17 protein-coding genes and 1 tRNA gene are annotated in these 16,941 nt (G+C 50.9%); 10 read left to right on the top strand and 8 right to left on the bottom strand.

Going from position 1 to position 16,941, the window contains the following annotated elements; genetic code table 11:
- Nucleotides 1–44 precede the first annotated feature (44 nt).
- From AACR41_RS13255 to ubiE, 4 genes are all read right to left on the bottom strand, one after another.
- On the bottom strand, nt 45–1,235 hold the full coding sequence (locus AACR41_RS13255; RefSeq protein WP_012306727.1) for a 1-acyl-sn-glycerol-3-phosphate acyltransferase: 1,191 nt from the start codon (nt 1,233–1,235) through the stop codon (nt 45–47).
- A gap of 165 nt (nt 1,236–1,400) precedes the next feature.
- Nucleotides 1,401–1,487: transfer RNA gene (locus AACR41_RS13250), tRNA-Ser, on the bottom strand.
- Nucleotides 1,488–1,574: 87 nt separating this feature from the next.
- Entirely contained in the window at nt 1,575–2,294 is a 720-nt protein-coding gene (locus tag AACR41_RS13245) for a metallophosphoesterase family protein (RefSeq protein ID WP_012306726.1), read from the bottom strand.
- Nucleotides 2,295–2,310: 16 nt separating this feature from the next.
- Entirely contained in the window at nt 2,311–3,015 is a 705-nt protein-coding gene (ubiE, locus tag AACR41_RS13240) for a bifunctional demethylmenaquinone methyltransferase/2-methoxy-6-polyprenyl-1,4-benzoquinol methylase UbiE (protein ID WP_030006221.1), read from the bottom strand.
- A gap of 127 nt (nt 3,016–3,142) precedes the next feature.
- On the opposite strand from ubiE, the gene AACR41_RS13235 reads away from it, so the two are divergent.
- The 3 genes from AACR41_RS13235 to AACR41_RS13225 all read left to right on the top strand — a co-directional run bounded on the left by AACR41_RS13235 (nt 3,143) and on the right by AACR41_RS13225 (nt 5,681).
- On the top strand, nt 3,143–3,616 hold the full coding sequence (locus AACR41_RS13235) for a hypothetical protein (protein ID WP_223209860.1): 474 nt from the start codon (nt 3,143–3,145) through the stop codon (nt 3,614–3,616).
- A gap of 101 nt (nt 3,617–3,717) precedes the next feature.
- Nucleotides 3,718–5,076 (top strand): anthranilate synthase component I, encoded by a 1,359-nt coding sequence (locus tag AACR41_RS13230; RefSeq protein WP_030006219.1) that lies wholly within the window; start codon nt 3,718–3,720, stop codon nt 5,074–5,076.
- A 137-nt stretch (nt 5,077–5,213) separates the two neighbouring features.
- Complete coding sequence (locus AACR41_RS13225; RefSeq protein ID WP_030006218.1) at nt 5,214–5,681, top strand: QcrA and Rieske domain-containing protein; 468 nt, start codon at nt 5,214–5,216, stop codon at nt 5,679–5,681.
- Here the strand turns inward: AACR41_RS13225 and AACR41_RS13220 are convergent.
- Nucleotides 5,678–6,526: a carbonic anhydrase gene (locus AACR41_RS13220; RefSeq protein WP_161768730.1), complete on the bottom strand. Its 849-nt coding sequence runs from the start codon at nt 6,524–6,526 to the stop codon at nt 5,678–5,680. The genes AACR41_RS13225 and AACR41_RS13220 overlap by 4 nt on opposite strands.
- A 242-nt stretch (nt 6,527–6,768) precedes the next feature.
- Nucleotides 6,769–7,137, bottom strand: a complete 369-nt coding sequence (locus AACR41_RS13215; protein ID WP_012306720.1) for an AbrB family transcriptional regulator — start codon at nt 7,135–7,137, stop codon at nt 6,769–6,771.
- Nucleotides 7,138–7,387: 250 nt separating this feature from the next.
- Between AACR41_RS13215 and AACR41_RS13210 the strand changes: the two genes are divergently transcribed.
- From AACR41_RS13210 to AACR41_RS13180, 7 genes are all read left to right on the top strand, one after another.
- Nucleotides 7,388–8,389: a succinate dehydrogenase/fumarate reductase iron-sulfur subunit gene (locus AACR41_RS13210; RefSeq protein ID WP_030006216.1), complete on the top strand. Its 1,002-nt coding sequence runs from the start codon at nt 7,388–7,390 to the stop codon at nt 8,387–8,389.
- A 39-nt stretch (nt 8,390–8,428) separates the two neighbouring features.
- Nucleotides 8,429–8,995, top strand: a complete 567-nt coding sequence (locus AACR41_RS13205) for a photosystem I assembly protein Ycf4 (protein ID WP_012306718.1) — start codon at nt 8,429–8,431, stop codon at nt 8,993–8,995.
- Nucleotides 8,996–9,101: 106 nt separating this feature from the next.
- Nucleotides 9,102–9,872, top strand: coding sequence for a peptidylprolyl isomerase (locus AACR41_RS13200; RefSeq protein WP_030006215.1), 771 nt, complete (start codon nt 9,102–9,104; stop codon nt 9,870–9,872).
- A 181-nt stretch (nt 9,873–10,053) separates the two neighbouring features.
- Nucleotides 10,054–10,554: a CGLD27 family protein gene (locus AACR41_RS13195; protein WP_012306716.1), complete on the top strand. Its 501-nt coding sequence runs from the start codon at nt 10,054–10,056 to the stop codon at nt 10,552–10,554.
- A gap of 83 nt (nt 10,555–10,637) precedes the next feature.
- On the top strand, nt 10,638–11,591 hold the full coding sequence (locus AACR41_RS13190) for an asparaginase (protein WP_012306715.1): 954 nt from the start codon (nt 10,638–10,640) through the stop codon (nt 11,589–11,591).
- A 70-nt stretch (nt 11,592–11,661) separates the two neighbouring features.
- Nucleotides 11,662–12,402: a cytochrome c biogenesis protein CcdA gene (locus AACR41_RS13185; protein WP_030006214.1), complete on the top strand. Its 741-nt coding sequence runs from the start codon at nt 11,662–11,664 to the stop codon at nt 12,400–12,402.
- A gap of 62 nt (nt 12,403–12,464) precedes the next feature.
- Nucleotides 12,465–13,853 (top strand): cytochrome c biogenesis protein, encoded by a 1,389-nt coding sequence (locus AACR41_RS13180; RefSeq protein WP_030006213.1) that lies wholly within the window; start codon nt 12,465–12,467, stop codon nt 13,851–13,853.
- On the opposite strand, the gene AACR41_RS13175 is transcribed toward AACR41_RS13180, so the two are convergent.
- A complete protein-coding gene (locus AACR41_RS13175; protein ID WP_030006212.1) occupies nt 13,839–15,059 on the bottom strand; it encodes a DUF445 domain-containing protein in 1,221 nt (406 codons plus the stop codon). The two genes, AACR41_RS13180 and AACR41_RS13175, sit on opposite strands and share 15 nt — an antisense overlap.
- Nucleotides 15,060–15,147: 88 nt before the next feature.
- Nucleotides 15,148–16,881 (bottom strand): potassium channel family protein, encoded by a 1,734-nt coding sequence (locus AACR41_RS13170; RefSeq protein ID WP_030006211.1) that lies wholly within the window; start codon nt 16,879–16,881, stop codon nt 15,148–15,150.
- Nucleotides 16,882–16,941: the final 60 nt, after the last annotated feature.

Genomic DNA, 16,941 nt, shown 5'->3' with positions numbered 1-16,941 from the left:
AGATCGATGGTTGGTTTGGGGAAATTTTTATTTTTGCCAATATTCTAAGGATGATAAATCATATCGAGGAGGTTGTTCTGCACTTCGTACTGCATTGCGTCTGTGAGTTGCTGCAGGGTGCCCTGGCGATCGCCTTTATATTGGGCCACATAATCCTGGAGATTAATCGGCGTGCCCACCCGAAGCCAGCCCTCGTGGAGTCCCTTGGGCGCGGGGATTTCCACCCGAAACACCTCCCGTTCTAGGCGAGTGAGGGTATCAATAAACCGTTCAGGGCTTGGATGATCCCCCACATAGCCATCGTAGATCGCATCGAAGTTCAGCAAACGCACCGTTGTTTGGTAGAGGCTTTCGTAGGTGTCGAGGTCGAGGGCCATCTCCCCATCGGCTTTTTCAATGAGGAGCGCCTGCATTTTATAAACCCGTTCCCGGAGCGGGAAATCCTCTGGAAAATTTAGTCCCAATTCCGTTTCACAGAGGCTGAGGGCCCGGTTCCGAATGCGCTCAATCCGGTCATTCCAATCATCATCGGCCGCCGGAGTGAGGTTATATTCTGCTTCTAGTTGCTGCATCACCACCTGGGCGACCCCCCGCAGACGGCCATAGGGTTCGGGGTCACTGGGGGTAATTTCTAGTTTCTGCTCTAGGGTTTTGAGGCTCTGCTGAATAATTAGTTCAGGGGCCTTGAGGTAGCGATATTTGATGCTAATGGGCACCAGATAACAGGGGGGAAATTGACCCTCTTGTTTGGCGATCGCCAACATCGCTTGCATGGGCAACTGGATCGCCCCGGTGCGAAAGGGCATGATTGCATCATTTTGAAAGGAACAGCCTCCCTCCGGAAAAATCACCATCCGGGAGCGTTCCTGTTTCAACAGATCTAACGTGTGGGCAATACTGCGGCGATCGCCAAGGCCCCGACGAATGGAATAACAGCCCATCTTTTGCAAAAACCCAGCGAGTTGCGCCGTAAAATTTTCGTAGGCCACCAGGTAATGGAAGATTTCCCCCAACTGGGCTGAGAGCAAAAATAGCACCAAACCATCGTCAAAGGTGGGATGATTGGGCATAAAAATCACGCGCGCATCTCCCAAATCCCGAATCTTACCGAGATCTGCCTCGCTCACCCGCAATTTCAGTTGATATTTAAAACGCCCCACCCAATAGGCAATACTTTGCACTAAACGCACGAGCATCGGCTCAGTTTGGGTCGGGAAAAAATCAGGTTTAGACATGGAGACAGAATTATTTTCAGGCAAGCGCTTCCCATTATTTTGCCTAAATCCATCGCTGCGGCGCAGGAAAATATCCCAAAAATTTTATTTATTCACAAATGGGGGAACCGGCAATTGGGGCGACGACAGTCCGCTATTTGAAAAAATGAATTAAAAAAATCTGTACGGAGAGGGGGGGATTCGAACCCCCGTCCGAGTTGCCCCGAAACCTGATTTCAAGTCAGGCGCATTCAACCGCTCTGCCACCTCTCCAAAAGTGATGAGCAGAAATATCATAGCGTGAATCTCGACTGCTGATCGGAAAAATTCTAAGAAAACCTGTGCGGCCAAGGCTGGCGACTAGAACGATAAAAAGGGTGTAACGGCGATCGCATCTAGGGGGAGTTGGCGTTTTTCGGCGGTGTGGCTATTCACTTGATAAATTTGGCGTTGATCAATATCAAAGGCCGTTAACCAGCCACTTTTGGTGTGGTAGACCCCGGTGTCAATGTCCAACCAGCCCGGCCCCTGCACCACCTGTCCCGGTTGTACCCCCGGAAAGGTGAAGGTGATCGTATGGCCGACAATAATCAGCTTATTGGCAAAGTAGGGCTGGGTCATGGAATGGAACTCACTGCGCACCCAACAGAATTGTTCCGCCCCCTGTTGCTCGATGGGTAGGTGGGGGGAAAGGCCCGCATGGACTAACCAAACATCCCCTAGATCGAGGTGGGTGGGCCGCTGGCGCAACCATTGTAAATGTTCGGCCGGGATGCGGTGGTTATAGCTTTGGAGGGTATTCGCACCGCCGCTATGGTACCAGGCGATAAAGGTTTCTTGCTGGACGCTGCCATCGTTGGCGATCGCCTCTAGCATCATCATTTCATGGTTGCCGAGGAGAGACTGATAGGAACTACGGCGCACAAACTCAATAATGTCCGCACTTTTGGGGCCTCGGTCAATCAAATCACCGAGGAAGTAAACCGCATCTTCTGTTCCGGGCGCAACCAGCTCCAGCAGGGCCATCAACGTATCGTAATGACCATGCACATCTCCTATACAGATTCGTCGCTGACCCATGTGTCCCCTATCCCCGTCACTTGGTAGCCACTAGTACACCCATCATATCGCCGACGATGCCGTAGTGAATTGCGTTCCGAAAGCCCGCTTCTTTAGCCAGTTTTTCTTGAGTTTTTCCGGTGGGAAACCGTTCGATACTGGGTTGAATGTAGGCGTATTCGGGGGTGAGCTGAAATCGTTCTGCGAGGGGCACCACAAAGCGATCCAGATACCATTGTTGAAACACCTGTTTCCCAGGATTATCCGGACGGTGAAAATCTAAAATAGCCACTTTTTTACCTGGTTTTAACACCCGCTGTAATTCCCGCAGTGCCTGGGGAATATCGGTAACGTTCCGCAGCCCGTAGCCCATGGTTGCCCCATCAAAATGATTGTCGGGGTAAGGTAAAGCCAGAGCATCTCCTTCCTGCCACTGGATATCGAGGTGAGGACAGAGACGGTTTTGTTTCTGGGCGGCGATCGCCAATTGTTGGCTCGCAAAATCAATGCCAACGGTTTTACCGTAAACGCCGACGGTTTTCGCTAGCAGTAAAGTTAAATCGCCACTGCCGCAACACACATCCAGGGCAAGATCGCCTCCGGTAACGCCACTCCATTTCACCGCCATTTTTTTCCAAATGCGATGCTGACCGAGGCTAATCCATTCATTGAGCGCGTCATACTGGGGCGCAATGCGATTAAAAATTCCTTGGATTTCAGTGGCAGCGTTCGGTTTGGACATGGTTTGGGGGCGATGGCTCTCCCTGGGAGCAACAATGGGGGATGTTCAGGGGATTCAGTTGAAAATTTTTAAGCTAATTTAGCAGGCGTTAAAGACATTCAGCCATTGTAAAGAAATACGGGTAGAGATGTCTTGTTCTAGCGCTGGGATTTGCGAAAAAAATGAGGCGATCGCCTTAAACTGGAGAACTAGATTGTCAATTTTTCCCACCCTGATTATTCAATCATTGAACTTGCCCCTGGAACTGCCAATGTCCCAAACCACGACAGAACCTTTTAAACCCCAGCAGATTGTTTGCTTAGCCGCTGGCGATCGCCGCTTATATGGTGCTGTTATTCAATTTATTGAAGCCCAGGCTAGCTATTGGCTACGACCGCTGTGTTTGTTGAGCGCAACCGCCGAGGCCCCGACCCCCCTCCACCGCAGCGCCGATATCATTATTGCCGCCCCAAAAATTCGTGCCGCCTTGGATACTGAAATTCTCGATTGCTGGTCAGTGCTCTATGATGACTCCGGGGATTATGGCGACAATGTGGCTGGTCGCAAACTGGTGCAAGATTTTCTGCGTAGTCTGGATTGGGGTAAGGCCACCCAAGGATAGCTGGCTCAAAAAATTAATCCGCTTTTGCGGTGTTGACGACAGTACCATCGCACCAAAAAAGTATGTCAAAATCCTAGGGAGTTTTCCTTGGGGTTGAATGTATGTGGCATTGGCGATCGCAACCGTTAGCACAACGCACTGGTGCAGAAATTTTCACGCGACTATACGGCCAAGCCAAGATTGCCACCCTCCTCGAAAGCCCCTACCCTACCCCCAAGGATTATCCCCAGCTCTCCCGCTACTCCATCTGTGCCGGGGCACCGAAGGCCAATCAGCTATTTACGCCCGCCCTAGGGGAAATTACTGCTTGTTTAAAGCAGCTCCTCGCCACAAAAATAGATTCCCCGGCGGCGATCGCCCATTTGCCCTTTACGGGGGGATATCTAGGCTGGCTCGGCTATGACTTTGCCTGGGAGATTGAAACGCTCCCCTACGAAAATCCAGATCCCCTGCCTTTTCCCGTGGCCTATTGGTACCAGCCCGATTCCTTTGCGGTGCTTGACCACCACCAACAGGTGCTTTGGCTGGCGGCGGCCACCGTTGCGGATCTCGATCGTTTAACAACTCAACTCAGTCAACCGAGTGCATCCTCCGACCTTGATCAATTCCAAGTCAGCTCTGAAGCTCCTTCCCTTGAATTCCTCAGCGATCGCCAAGCCTACACCGACGCTGTACGCCAGGCGAAACAGTACATCCAAGCGGGCGATATTTTTCAGACTAATCTTTCCCTGCGCTTCCGTACCCAAACGTCCCATAGCAGTTGGGCCATTTATCAGCACCTCCAGCAGATCAATCCGTCCCCCTTTGCCAGCTATTGGCGATCGCCCTGGGGGGAGATGATCAGTTGCTCCCCAGAACGTCTGATCCAAAAACAGGGACGCTTTGCCCAGACCCGTCCCATCGGCGGCACCAGACCAAGGGGACAAACCCCCAGCGAAGATCAAGCCCTCGGCGAAGAACTATTGCGGAACACCAAGGAACGGGCCGAACACACCATGTTGGTGGACTTAGAACGGAATGATCTTGGTCGGGCTTGTACCTGGGGTAGTGTGGCGGTGGATGAGCAATTTGTCCTAGAACGCTATAGCCATGTCATTCACCTCGTTAGTAATGTGGTGGGGGAACTGGCCGCCGACAAAGATGCAGTGGATCTAATTCGGGGAATGTTTCCGGGAGGCACGATCACCGGTTGTCCGAAGGTGCGTTGTATGGAAATTATCGAAGCCCTAGAACCGGTGCGGCGCAGTTTATTTTATGGTTCCTGTGGTTACCTAGATCAACGGGGAAATTTAGATCTCAATATTTTGATTCGCACCTTACTTTATGTGCCGAATACCCAGGGGTCAGCCACCGTTTACGGGCAGGTGGGGGCCGGTATTGTTGCGGACAGTGATCCAGAGCAAGAATGGGCCGAGTCGTTACAGAAAGCGAAAGCCCAACGTCAAGCCCTCAATTGCTAAGGGGTTTTTCCGGGGCGATCGCCTATCGCAATCCCAATCTCCGCCATTTTCACGAAATCTCCATTAATCCGAAAAACGCCTTTCAAATTCGTTATAACAGTCAAGACATCATTTTCGACATCCCTTGAGAAACAATTATGGAACGCCGTCAATTTGTAGGTTTATTTGGTTTAGGTTTACTTGCGAGTTCTTTTCCGACGATTTTAGCCGCCTGTTCTGGTGGCTCGGAATCAACGGCAGTCAACGAGGCAGAAGAAGCTGCGGCCAATGATGGGGCGATCGCCGAAGCAGAAGATGCCGCGAATCTTGTGGCTGATTTCACCGCTGTGGGGAGTCTCGATGCTAATGGTGAACTTTCCACAGAGGTCAATGGGCAGAAAGTCTATGTTTTCCGTAATCCTAATGACCAGAGCCTTGTGGCCGTTGACCCCACCTGTAACCATCGGGGTTGTCCCGTAAAACTCGCCGATGCTGACCTGGTTTGCGATTGCCATGGTTCGCGGTTTGCTTTAGATGGGGAACTGATCCAGGGGCCAGCTACCGCCGGGTTACCCCGCTACGAAGTCCGCGAAGAAGGCGAGAATATTTTCGTGAAAGTGGCCTAAATTTCCATTTTCTGACCCGGCACATAATACTGCACTTGATGGGTTGTCATTGTTTGGAGGGGGCGGGCGTTCGGTGCATACAAGTTCTGGTAATGTTCGATTTGCGCTGCCCCCAGGAAAATAGGTTTTGCCACAACCAGCCAAGAAATCCCTTCCGTGCAAGGGGGAGTCGTCAGGGAACCAAGATAGCGAAAATAAGGGCGATCGCCTTGGGGGAGTAACGCTGCCGGGTCGAAATGAATCACCTGACTAGGATGGGCTTGGGTTGGCCACCGTTGCAAAATGTGGGTGAACGTTGGATTCATTGTTCCGGACTCAACCAGCACCGCCAAAACCGCGACTCCTTGGGGAGCGCGCCGATGGACAAAGTGAACTTCCATGGCATATTGTTTTCCCTGGACATGGTGCTCACTGGGATAATGAAAATGAATTTGCTCAAGCTTGTAGCGGTCAGCGCCGAGCTGTAGGGTATTATTCCCCGTCACTTGGATTTGTAGAGTGGTACGGGTCGCCTGGATAAGCCCGAGACTTGGTTGATACTGCCAAGGCAGCGACGCCCCCGAAACTGGAGTAGACGATTCAGGAAAAAGCGCCAGGGGTGATTGGGTTTCGCCAACGGCACAGGTCTGAAACTCTGGTTGCAACTCGCCCCACCGCTGGGGGCCAAGATCTGCGTAATTCCAAGGGGTTGCGACGGTTTTTGCGATTGTCAAAAACTGCGATTGAGGCGCCGCCCAAACAACCCATAGGCCCCACCATAAGGCAATGGCGATCGCCAAAATCACTCGCCCTAACATGATTCCAAATCCTTTCCCTGAAACCTCTAAACAATAAAAAAGAGCCATGGTGACCACAGCTCCCATCGAAACTAGCCAAAAATAGCTTTAAAAATTAAGCAACAGATTACCCGGAATCTCTACCTGTGATTTGTGCATCAACCGTAGAATTTTGTCGGAGAGAATCCATTTAAGGCAGTTGATTTCTTCTAAATATCAACCCGTAGATTTAGCAAACCCCAGGAATGAAATCAGGCGTGTCAAGGAGGGACGCTAAAAACTTGCCGAAAGGCTTGACTATTGTTGCCTTTTTAGCCTTCGTTGATCTGTTTTAGGTGAATGTGCTTGTAGCCAATTTTAATTTCAAATTCATCCCCTGGTTTCAGGTTCATTTGATTCGTGTAAGTTGAACCAATGACAATTTGGCCATTTTTGTGAACACTTACCCGATAGGTCGGCTCTCTCCCACGGCCATCTTGACTGCCGCCGGGGTCTAGGGGGAGTCCTTTTGCTTCAAGGACAGCATCATAAAAACCCGTCAAATTGACACGAGTCGAGCCATTTTTCGTACTGCTATATCCACAAAGCTTTGCTGTTTCTCGCCGGGGCAAATGGGATAATTCCTTTACTTTACTCAGCAGAGCCTTTCCTTTCAAAGGAGTTGTCGGGATGTCACTCATATTTCTAAAACGCTTGTTTTTTGAGTCTAAATTTTTGTCGGCAATAAACTTACCACATTTGTAAATATAACTGCAAAAATTCTGTTTTGCGCAGTTTTTTTAAAAAGTTTTTTAAAAGAGGCCCTGGAATTTTTTAAAGTTTTCGGAGTGGCGCTGATTATTTGTTAACTTTATCGACAATGATTTTAACTGCCGAATTCATCCCGATAGACTAGGAAGGGAAGAAATTTGTGGCAAAAAGAGGTTGGCCATGGACATCGCCTTCAATATTTTGCGCCAACGGCAACGAAACGTCGCACCAGAATTTTTCACTTATCAGCTTTCTGTGCCAGAAAGTACAACAATTTTAGATTGTCTAAATCAGATCAAATGGCAGCAGGATGGCAGTTTAGCTTTTCGCAAAAATTGTCGCAATACCATCTGTGGGAGTTGTGCCATGGGGATTAATGGCCGGGCGGCCTTGGCCTGTAAAGAAAATGTGCGCCAAGAAATTACCCGTCTACAAGGCACCGATTCTGATCCTGGAGCCATTCCCAAAATTACGATTACCCCCCTGAATAATTTTCCGGTGATTAAGGATTTAGTGGTAGATATGACTGCCTTTTGGCAACAGCTAGAAGCGGTAGTTCCCTATGTCCAAAGGCGATCGCCCCAGGTTCCCGAAACAGAATTTCGTCAGTCTCCCCAGGAGCGGGAAGCCCTCAACCAAGCCGGCAACTGCATCCTGTGTGGCGCTTGCTACGCCGAATGTAATGCCGTCACTGTCAACCCCAACTTTTTAGGTCCCCACGCCCTCGCCAAGGGAGAACGGCTGATCAAGGATTCCCGGGACGATACGACTTCCGCCAGGCTAGATCACTACCACCAACCCGAAGCCGGTGCCTGGGCCTGTACCCGCTGTTATCAATGCAACTATGTCTGTCCCCAAGAGGTTGACCCCCTCGACCGCATTACCCAAATCAAAAGTACCCTCCTCCAGCAAAAAGATCCCGCTGAAAGTCGTGCGGTACGCCACCGAAAAACCCTCCTTCACCTGGTGCAAGCTGGGGGATGGATCGATGAACGGCGTTTTGCCTTAATGGTGATTGGCCTCCAAAGCGTTGGTGAGATTTTTCCGTTGGGTTGGCGGATGCTGTGGCATGGCAAATTTCCCGTGACCTTCGAAGCTTCAGAAGGCACCAGCGCCGTGGCGGATCTGATGGCCCAGGTGATGGCTTCCAAGCAGGGAAGTCAAGATTATCCAGTAAAATGAGGGGGCTTAAATTAAATAAATTTTCTACAAAAAACGTTTATGGCAGCACAGGTGACAACTTCAACGGATAAAGTTTTGCGGCAGCCGATCCTCGGCTCCCGTCGTTTTAGTAATATGCTTTGGGCCAGTGTTTCTGCCATTGGTGGCATTGGTTTTCTGTTAGCTGGTCTTTCGAGTTATTTTCACAAAAATCTGCTGGGGGTGAGTGACCCTAGTAATATCCAATTCATTCCCCAAGGGGCTGCCTTAACGTTCTATGGCGTTGCCGGAACGCTATTGTCTGCCTATCTCTGGTTTGTGTTTTTTCTTGATGTGGGCGGTGGTTACAACGAATTTAATAAAGAAACGGGCAAGGTGACTATTTTCCGGAATGGCTTTGTGGGCAAAAACCGGATTATTAATTTCCAGTATCCCCTCAAGGATATTTTGTCGATTCGAGCAGAGATCAAAGAAGGCTTAAACCCCCGGCGAGTGCTTTATCTCCGGGTAAAAAATCGGGGTGATATTCCCCTCAACCGAGTCGGAGAGCCGATTCCCCTTGCGGAACTGGAAAATCAAGGGGCTGAGTTGGCCCGCTTTTTAACCATTCCCCTGGAAGGTCTCTAGATCTTTCTAAGCACCTGAGACGAAAAAAAGACAGTGGGCGATCACCTTCGCTGCTTCCTATAATTTTTCCAGGTTTTATCTAAAACAAAAGTACGACTAAATTTCTATGGAACGACCTTGGCAGCTATTATGTCTCGCACTCTTGGTGGGCAGCCTCAGCTTGAGTGGCTGTGCGCCGACAACGGAAACATCTTCCAATAATCCAACGGCTACCCCACCCAGTGCCGAAAATTATAAGCCCCGTTTAAATTGCCCGAATCCAGCTTCTACCGAGGCCACCCCAGAAGATAGCTGTACAGCGGTGGTCGAAATGGTACTCCAGAGCCAATCTGAAGCAGTGGATGGCCAAACGATCCGCATTGAACTCAATGGTGCAGATGCGCCAGTGACGGCGGGGAATTTTGTGGATTTAGTCAGCCGTGGCGTCTATGATGGCACCGCTTTCCACCGGGTAATTCGGACGCCGGAACCCTTCGTTGTCCAAGGGGGAGACCCCCTCAGTAAGGACAGCCAAGTGCCCCTCAATGCCCTGGGCCGGGGTGGTTTTACGGATCCGGAGACGGGCATTCGTCGGGATGTCCCCCTAGAAATTAAGCTCCAGGGTGAAGAGCAGCCCGTGTATGGCAAGGCAGAACTTGATCCGAATCAGGTGGTGCTCAAACATGACAAAGGGGCGATCGCCATGGCCCGTTCCCAACTGCCGAACTCTGCCTCGTCTCAGTTTTATTTTTCCTTGGGGCCGAATGATTTCCTCAATGGGAACTATGCAGTGTTTGGCCAAATTACCGAGGGTCTTGCGGTAATCGACAAAATTGAAATGGGCGATCGCATTCAATCGGCGCGGGTTGTCGAAGGAGAAGATCTCCTCGTGAAATAAAAAGGGACTAGGTCGCGTTTGAGCATTACCACGTCCCGTAACAGTTCAAAATATTGCCAGTGATCCAAATCTATCTGGGTCACTTTTTTGTTGGCAAATACAAAGGCGATCGCCCCCTGCGCCCCCCCAGAAAAAAACGATACACTGTTGGGCATAGGTTTTCTCTGTCCCGTCGCCATCCATGAACAATTCTCCCACTACCTTTTGTCCCGTCCCGGAAGAGCAACAGCCCCTCAACGAATATGACCAACTCAAGGAATCCTGGTTTTTTAGTTGGGGCAACATGGAAATGGTCTGCTACATCCGCAAGGTAGCCTGGGTGTGGTTTTGGGCGACCCTCATCTTTACCCCCATTGCTTGGGCGAGTTTTCCCTTCGACCGCTATCCGATTAAATTGGTCTTGAGTGCCAATCTCGGCGGGATGTTTTTATTGAGTTTGGTTTTACTACGCCTTTACTTAGGGTGGCGCTACATCCGTGATCGCCTCCAAACCGAGAAACTCACCTACGAAGAATCTGGCTGGTACGATGGCCAAATTTGGCGTAAACCCGAAGCCGTCCTCCAACGCGATCGCCTGATTGTGTCCTACCAAATTGCGCCGATCCTCGCCCGTATCCAACAAACCAGCTTGATTGTCGTGGCGATCGCCATCGGTTTGATCAGCGGTCTGTGGCTGCTATAAACCCTTAAATCTTCACAATCATTCCCGCCACCCCCGTACTTTTCCCCTATCCTTTTACTGCTGAACTTTTACCCCCAATCGTTATGTCCAGAGGCAAACGCGTCCAAGCTCCCCCCCTTGAAATTAACCTCCTCCGGGAAGGTCTCAAAGAATCCACCCACATTGCCGAAGCCGTGGTGTGTGACACCAAAGGCCGTGTCCTATCCATGGCTGGGGATGCCGAAAGCTCTGCCTTTATCCGGTCAGCCCTTAAACCCTTCCAAGCCCTCGCCGTGATTGGCACCGGGGCCTTAGATCATTACAAACTTTCCGATAAAGATTTAGCCGTCATTTGCAGTTCCCACCAAGGCACCAAGGAACACGCCCGTCAGGTGTTTCGCATCCTCTGGCAGGCGGATCTAGAATCTGACGTTTTGCAATGTCCGATTCCCCACGGCAAAGACAGCGCCCTCGAGCACAATTGTTCCGGAAAACACGCAGGGATGCTGTTGACCTGTAAGCATTGCAACTGGGGCCTCGGTAGCTATATGGAAAAGTCCCACCCCGTCCAGGCTCTGATCCTCAATAAGATTGCCGAATTACTCCAGATGCCCGCCCAGGAATTTATCGGCGCGCGGGATGATTGCGGTGTCCCCACCTATTTAATGCAGCTTAGCCAAATGGCTACCCTCTATGCTCACCTCGCGTCTGGCGATCGCCTAGATGTTGAGCGGGTTGTACGGGCGATGACCTACCACCCCACCATGGTGTCTGGCCGGGGCGGCTTCGACACAGAATTAATGCGCCTCTCGGAGGGAGAAATCGTCAGTAAATCGGGTGCCGAGGGGATTCAATGCATTGGTCGCGTCGGTGAAGGGTTAGGCTTGGCAATCAAGGTCAAAGACGGCGCGAAACGGGCTAAATATGCCGTCGCCCTCTATCTTTTGACCCGTTTGGGCTGGATCACCCCGGCGGTCTCCGATACTTTGGCGGAACAATTTTTATCCCTTAGTCCCTATAAGCGTTTAGATGTGGTGGGTGAATTATCCCTGGTTTAGGCGGAAGATACCTTTGCCGTTGCCCCCAAGAAACCCGATACAATAGCAAACAGTCTTTGGGCACGGCACCATGTGGGAAAATTTCAGTCTGCAACTGTATCACCTCCAGCAATTTAGTGACAGCCTGGTCAATGAGCAGCTGAGCCATTGGAGTTTGTTGAGTATCTTTTTGGTGTTTGGGGCGGGCCTCCTCACCAGCTTGACCCCTTGCACCCTCTCCATGTTGCCCATCACCATTGGTTACATCGGCGGCACCCAGGATAACGATCGCCTCCAAGCCTTTTTCCAATCCCTGTGGTTTTGTTTGGGGCTCGCGACGACCCTGGCGGGCCTGGGAATCGTGGCGGCGGGCTTTGGCCAGATATACGGTCAAATTGGTGTTGGCTTACCGATCATTGTCAGTGCGATCGCCATTTTGATGGGTTTAAATCTGCTCGAAATTGTCCCTTTGCGTTTTCCTTCCCTGGGAGCGACCGACTGGATTAAGCCGGATTTTCCAAAAGCTGTACGGGCCTATCTCGTGGGCTTAACCTTTGGTTTGGTGGCTTCCCCCTGTAGTACCCCGGTGCTGGCTACCCTTTTAGCCTGGGTTAGTACCACCCAAAACCTCGCGTTGGGGGCGGTATTGCTCCTTGCTTATACCCTTGGTTATGTGGTGCCTGTCTTGATTGCCGGAATTTTTACCGCTTCCCTGAAGCGCTTGCTGTCCCTGCGGCAGTGGTCGGGCTGGATTAACCCCGTGAGTGGTGCTTTGCTCCTGGGATTTGGGCTGTTTTCGCTCCTCATTCGTCTGCCCATTGGCCTCGCCTAGATTTTCCCTAACCCTGAACGGGCTTTTTTCTTGTTAATTTGTCTTTTCTCATCCCCTAAACCATGACAGTTTCTGATTCTTCTCCTAATTCTCCGTGGCACAGTTTTCCCCGCAAGGTCTGGCGCACGGGTTTAAAGTGGATTGCGGATCTCCGGGTGGCGATCGCCATGCTGTTGCTCATTGCGGTATTTAGCATTTTAGGAACCGTCATCGAACAGGGCAGTACCATCCAGTTTTACCAAGAGAACTACCCTGAAGATCCGGCGTTGTTGGGGTTTTTGTCTTGGAAAGTTCTATTAGGGTTGGGACTGGATCATGTTTATACAACTTGGTGGTACTTGGTTTTGCTCCTGGCCTTTGGGGTGAGTTTGATCGCCTGTACCTTTCGGCGGCAACTGCCTGCCCTGAAAACAGCCCAAAATTGGACTTACTACAGCCAAGCCCGGCAATTTAATAAATTAGCCCTGAGTACGGAATTGGATCATGGTTCGCTCCAGAGCCTAAAACCCCAACTCGAAAAAAAGCGCTACAAAATTTTTCAGGACGGCGAAAAGCTCTATGCCCGGAAAGGAATTGTGGGGCGCATTGGGCCGATTATTGTCCACATCGGCATGATCGTTACCTTGGTGGGTTCTATTTGGGGAGCCTTTGGGGGGTTCATGGCCCAGGAGATGATTCCCAGCGGCGTGAATTTTAAGGTCAATAATGTATTTAAGGCGGGGATTTTTTCCGAGAGCGATCGCCCTTGGTCGGTAAATGTGAATCGTTTTTGGATCGACTACACCCCCACGGGTGACATTGATCAATTCTATTCAGATCTATCGGTGGTCGATGAACAGGGCCAGGAGCTTGAGCGCAAAACGATTTCGGTAAACCACCCCCTCCGCTATGATGGCATCACCTTTTATCAAACCAGTTGGTCTATTGGTGGTGTCCAAGTTCAACTGAATAATAGCCCGATTTTTCAATTACCCGCCGCCCAAATCCCCACGGAGAATGGGGCGAAACTCTGGGGCAGTTGGGTCCCCATTAAGCCAGATATGAGTGCTGGAGTGTCGATCTTGATGCAGGATCTCCAGGGCAGTGCCATTGTCTATAACGAGCAGGGAGAATTGGTCGGAGCGGTACGGGTTGGCGATCGCCTAGATGTGGGTGACATTAGCTTGAAATTAGTCGATCTCGTTGGTAGCACTGGCCTCCAGATCAAGGCTGATCCCGGTGTTCCCGTGGTATACACAGGCTTTTTGTTGGTGATGGTTGGGGTGGTGATGAGCTACGTTTCCTATTCCCAAGTGTGGGCCCTGGCCGCTGGCGATCGCTTTTATCTGGGAGGGAAAACCAATCGCGCCCAGGTGGCCTTTGAGCGGGAACTCCTGGAGATCATTAACACCCTTGAAACATCGTCTACCCAAGCAACCCCAGCAAATACCTTGACGTCAATTGAGCAATAAAATAACCGATTGGGCTACACCAACGAGGAAGCCCAGTACTCCCCCCAAATTAACGATGGCTTGGAGTTCATTTTTGACAATGCCCTGGATGGCGCGTTCTAGTTCCCTGGGGCTGGTATTGTTCACCCGCTCAATGATTACTTGATCAATGGCGAGGATCGGGATCACCTGACTGATAATTTTTTCGAGGTCTTTTTCTAAATAGCGATCCAAAAGCAAAGATAATTCTTGGCTAACGACACCCAGGGAACTATCTAAGACTTGAGACGCTTGGAGCCGCCGTAAAATCACCACCGACAAATTATCCCAATCCACCGACTCACCAATGTATTCCATCAAGCCCGCCCCTTTATCCTGGAAATACTGGCGGATTGTTTGGTGAAAACTTTTACGGAGTTGCCGCACCGTAGACACAGGTAAATTTTGGAGGGACAAACCCTGGAGCCAGAGGCGCAATTTAAGGCGAATTTCGAGGGTGAGGATTAACTCCTGGAGACGGGCATTGGCAATTTCTCGTTCTTCTAAACAGAAGGCCCGGAGGCGGGTCAGGCTATTTTTAACGCCAAATAGGTTCGCAACGACCCAATAGGTACCGCTGGTTTTTTCCCGGAGGCTGGTGTCGATAATTTCAATATTTTTGTCAGTAAGAAAATCAATGGTCGCCTGACGGAGAATATCGGGGGTTAGAACAGTACGCAACAGCCAATCGGTAAGCTGGCGGGCTTGGGCCTCCGTAAGTTTAAAATCCAGCAGCAGTTGATCAAACAGTTGGTAAACCTGGGCTTCTAAAAAGGTATCTTCCCGAGACCAAACTTTAATGAGGCGGGGCAAAGATTCGCTGGCTAAGTCTCGTAGAATTGCCGCCAGAATCCCAGCGGTTTTTTGTTCTTGTTCGCCCTGGATTTGTGCAAAAGCCAATTGCAGCAGCCACCGGATCGCGGCTTCGATGCGTTCGGTTTGGAGCAGTTTTTGGGCGAGCTTTTGGATTTCTTCGGGGGTGAGCAGCGACCCCATAATAATCCGGGAAATATTGCGGGCGAGGCGGTCTTGGTTGGCGGGGATCAGGCCTGGGGTGAAGGGTAAACGGCGATCGCCAAGGTAGATGGCCTTGTAGGGACGAAACAGCATATTGATCGCAATGTCATTGGTGAAATACCCAATCACAGTGCCAGCAACAGGGGGTAACAGTAACGTCCAAAAATTCAAAGCTGTGGGTCATTTTGTACTCAACATCTCTGATTTTAGGGCTTTTAGTTGGGCGATCGCCTGGATTGAGATGTAACTTTATTGATTGCTAGGGCACAAAGGCTTCGCTTCCTTGGACTGACGGAAAGGGGTTAAAGGTCACTTCTGAATTGCTGGGTTCCTTACGCCATAGCTTTTGGAGACCATTGGCGGCGATGGTGATATACAGGACATCCTGGGGTTGCAGTTGCCGTTGCAGGAGGGGCCAACCGTGCACAGCTTCCCCCTGGGATTCGAGGTAGAGGGGGACAAAATTTTGGGCGATCGCCGCATCTTGAACCCGCTGTCCACAGAAAGGATGGTTTGGGGTAATCAAGGTTGCCAAGGCAATCCACAGCAGATCGTCGGTCATGCCGTTGCCAAGGATACGTCCCCCTAGGGCGGCGGCAGCAAAAGAATGGGTTGCGAGTTCCGTCGGGGAAAGCACCAGATCAAAGGAAAAGACTTCCTGGGTCGACTGGGCAAAATTCGTATCTTGAATACGGACAATCACATTGACCTTGGGGGCGATCGCCTTGGCACTCAGGGCAATTTCGACGTTGGTCATGTCCTGGCTGGTGGCGGCAATCAGGGCCGTTGCTTTGGCAATCCGTGCATCCCGTAAACTGCTGGTCACACTGGCATCGGCAAGAATGACCGGAATCCCCAAGGTTCTGGCGGTGCGTAAAAAGCGGTTGTTGTGGTCAGTTTCGAGAACAACAACGTCATAACCCTGGTGGTGCAGTTGGCGGGCGATCGCCATGCCCATCCCTCCCAAGCCACAGATCACGTAATGGTTTTGGTGGGGAATTTTTGTCGCATCCCAAAACTGGCGAATTCGACTTCCCAAAATGAAATCATTGATCAACGCATAGCAGATCCCCACGACCCCGGCGCCGACCACCATCATCACCGCCGTGAAAACCTTGACCCAATCGGGGGCGAGTTCCGCGACTTCTTCTTTTCCCCCGGCCCCAGTGATCATCCCCACTGAAAAATAGAGGGCATCCACCAGGGACAAATTAAAATTCACACAAACATAGGTAAAGGTGGCAATACAGATGGTCACCAACAACGCCACCGTCACCAGGGTCATCGGCCGCACGTGATGTTGGTACTGCCGTAGATTGGCGATCGCCTTCCGAAATTTTTGCCAGAGGGAATAACGTTGACTTTTAACCTGGGGCGGCGTTCCCAAGATTAAATGATCCCCCACCTGGAGGGTTTGGTCGGCCACCACCGCTGACACCAAATCCATTTCCCCCTGGGCTGGTAGGTAGTGGATAAACATCCGCTCCGGATTTTCCCAAAGCTCACTGAGGGGTTGGCCTAACCAGGGATGATCCGTGGTGATCACTTCTTCATAGATCGGCCAGGTTTTTTCGTAGAGACGCAGTTGGCCGATGGCTTTATTGCCCAGGGCGGCAAAGGCAAAAATGGGAGCGGCCAGGGCCGAAACACTCATGGTCACATGATCCGGCAGGGTTTGATCGAGGCGATCGCCCAGGGCTTGGTTATAGATACGATTGACAATGCGAATATTTGGATTCAGCACCCGCGCTTGGGTCAGCACCGCAAGATTGAGAGCATCGTCATCACTGGCGAGGACAAGGGTTTGGGCCGCATGAATGCCCGCCCGCACAAGGAGTTGTCCCTGCCTGGGGTCGCCCACAATAATTCCGGATGCTCGCTGATGGCTCGGGCGATCGCTAATGCCGATCACCTCAGCCCCTTGATTTTGCAGTAGACGAAAAATCTTATATCCCGTTCGTCCTAAACCACAGACAATAATTTTTGGTTGCATGGAAACTGGGCCTGGGTTGATCAGGACTTATCTCAACAGATCAATTACCCTTCCTGTTTT

It is taken from the genome of Picosynechococcus sp. NKBG042902 (assembly GCF_963864045.1).
Taxonomy (GTDB): Bacteria; Cyanobacteriota; Cyanobacteriia; order Cyanobacteriales; family MRBY01; genus MRBY01.
This window is presented reverse-complemented; position numbering and strand designations above follow the sequence as displayed.

Coding starts and splice junctions, on each gene's coding strand:
- AACR41_RS13255 (WP_012306727.1), bottom strand. CDS start 1,235: ATGTCTAAACCTGATTTTTTCCCGACCCAAACTGAGCCGATGCTCGTG.
- AACR41_RS13245 (WP_012306726.1), bottom strand. CDS start 2,294: ATGGGTCAGCGACGAATCTGTATAGGAGATGTGCATGGTCATTACGAT.
- ubiE (WP_030006221.1), bottom strand. CDS start 3,015: ATGTCCAAACCGAACGCTGCCACTGAAATCCAAGGAATTTTTAATCGC.
- AACR41_RS13235 (WP_223209860.1), top strand. CDS start 3,143: ATGTCTTGTTCTAGCGCTGGGATTTGCGAAAAAAATGAGGCGATCGCC.
- AACR41_RS13230 (WP_030006219.1), top strand. CDS start 3,718: ATGTGGCATTGGCGATCGCAACCGTTAGCACAACGCACTGGTGCAGAA.
- AACR41_RS13225 (WP_030006218.1), top strand. CDS start 5,214: ATGGAACGCCGTCAATTTGTAGGTTTATTTGGTTTAGGTTTACTTGCG.
- AACR41_RS13220 (WP_161768730.1), bottom strand. CDS start 6,526: ATGGCTCTTTTTTATTGTTTAGAGGTTTCAGGGAAAGGATTTGGAATC.
- AACR41_RS13215 (WP_012306720.1), bottom strand. CDS start 7,137: ATGAGTGACATCCCGACAACTCCTTTGAAAGGAAAGGCTCTGCTGAGT.
- AACR41_RS13210 (WP_030006216.1), top strand. CDS start 7,388: ATGGACATCGCCTTCAATATTTTGCGCCAACGGCAACGAAACGTCGCA.
- AACR41_RS13205 (WP_012306718.1), top strand. CDS start 8,429: ATGGCAGCACAGGTGACAACTTCAACGGATAAAGTTTTGCGGCAGCCG.
- AACR41_RS13200 (WP_030006215.1), top strand. CDS start 9,102: ATGGAACGACCTTGGCAGCTATTATGTCTCGCACTCTTGGTGGGCAGC.
- AACR41_RS13195 (WP_012306716.1), top strand. CDS start 10,054: ATGAACAATTCTCCCACTACCTTTTGTCCCGTCCCGGAAGAGCAACAG.
- AACR41_RS13190 (WP_012306715.1), top strand. CDS start 10,638: ATGTCCAGAGGCAAACGCGTCCAAGCTCCCCCCCTTGAAATTAACCTC.
- AACR41_RS13185 (WP_030006214.1), top strand. CDS start 11,662: ATGTGGGAAAATTTCAGTCTGCAACTGTATCACCTCCAGCAATTTAGT.
- AACR41_RS13180 (WP_030006213.1), top strand. CDS start 12,465: ATGACAGTTTCTGATTCTTCTCCTAATTCTCCGTGGCACAGTTTTCCC.
- AACR41_RS13170 (WP_030006211.1), bottom strand. CDS start 16,881: ATGCAACCAAAAATTATTGTCTGTGGTTTAGGACGAACGGGATATAAG.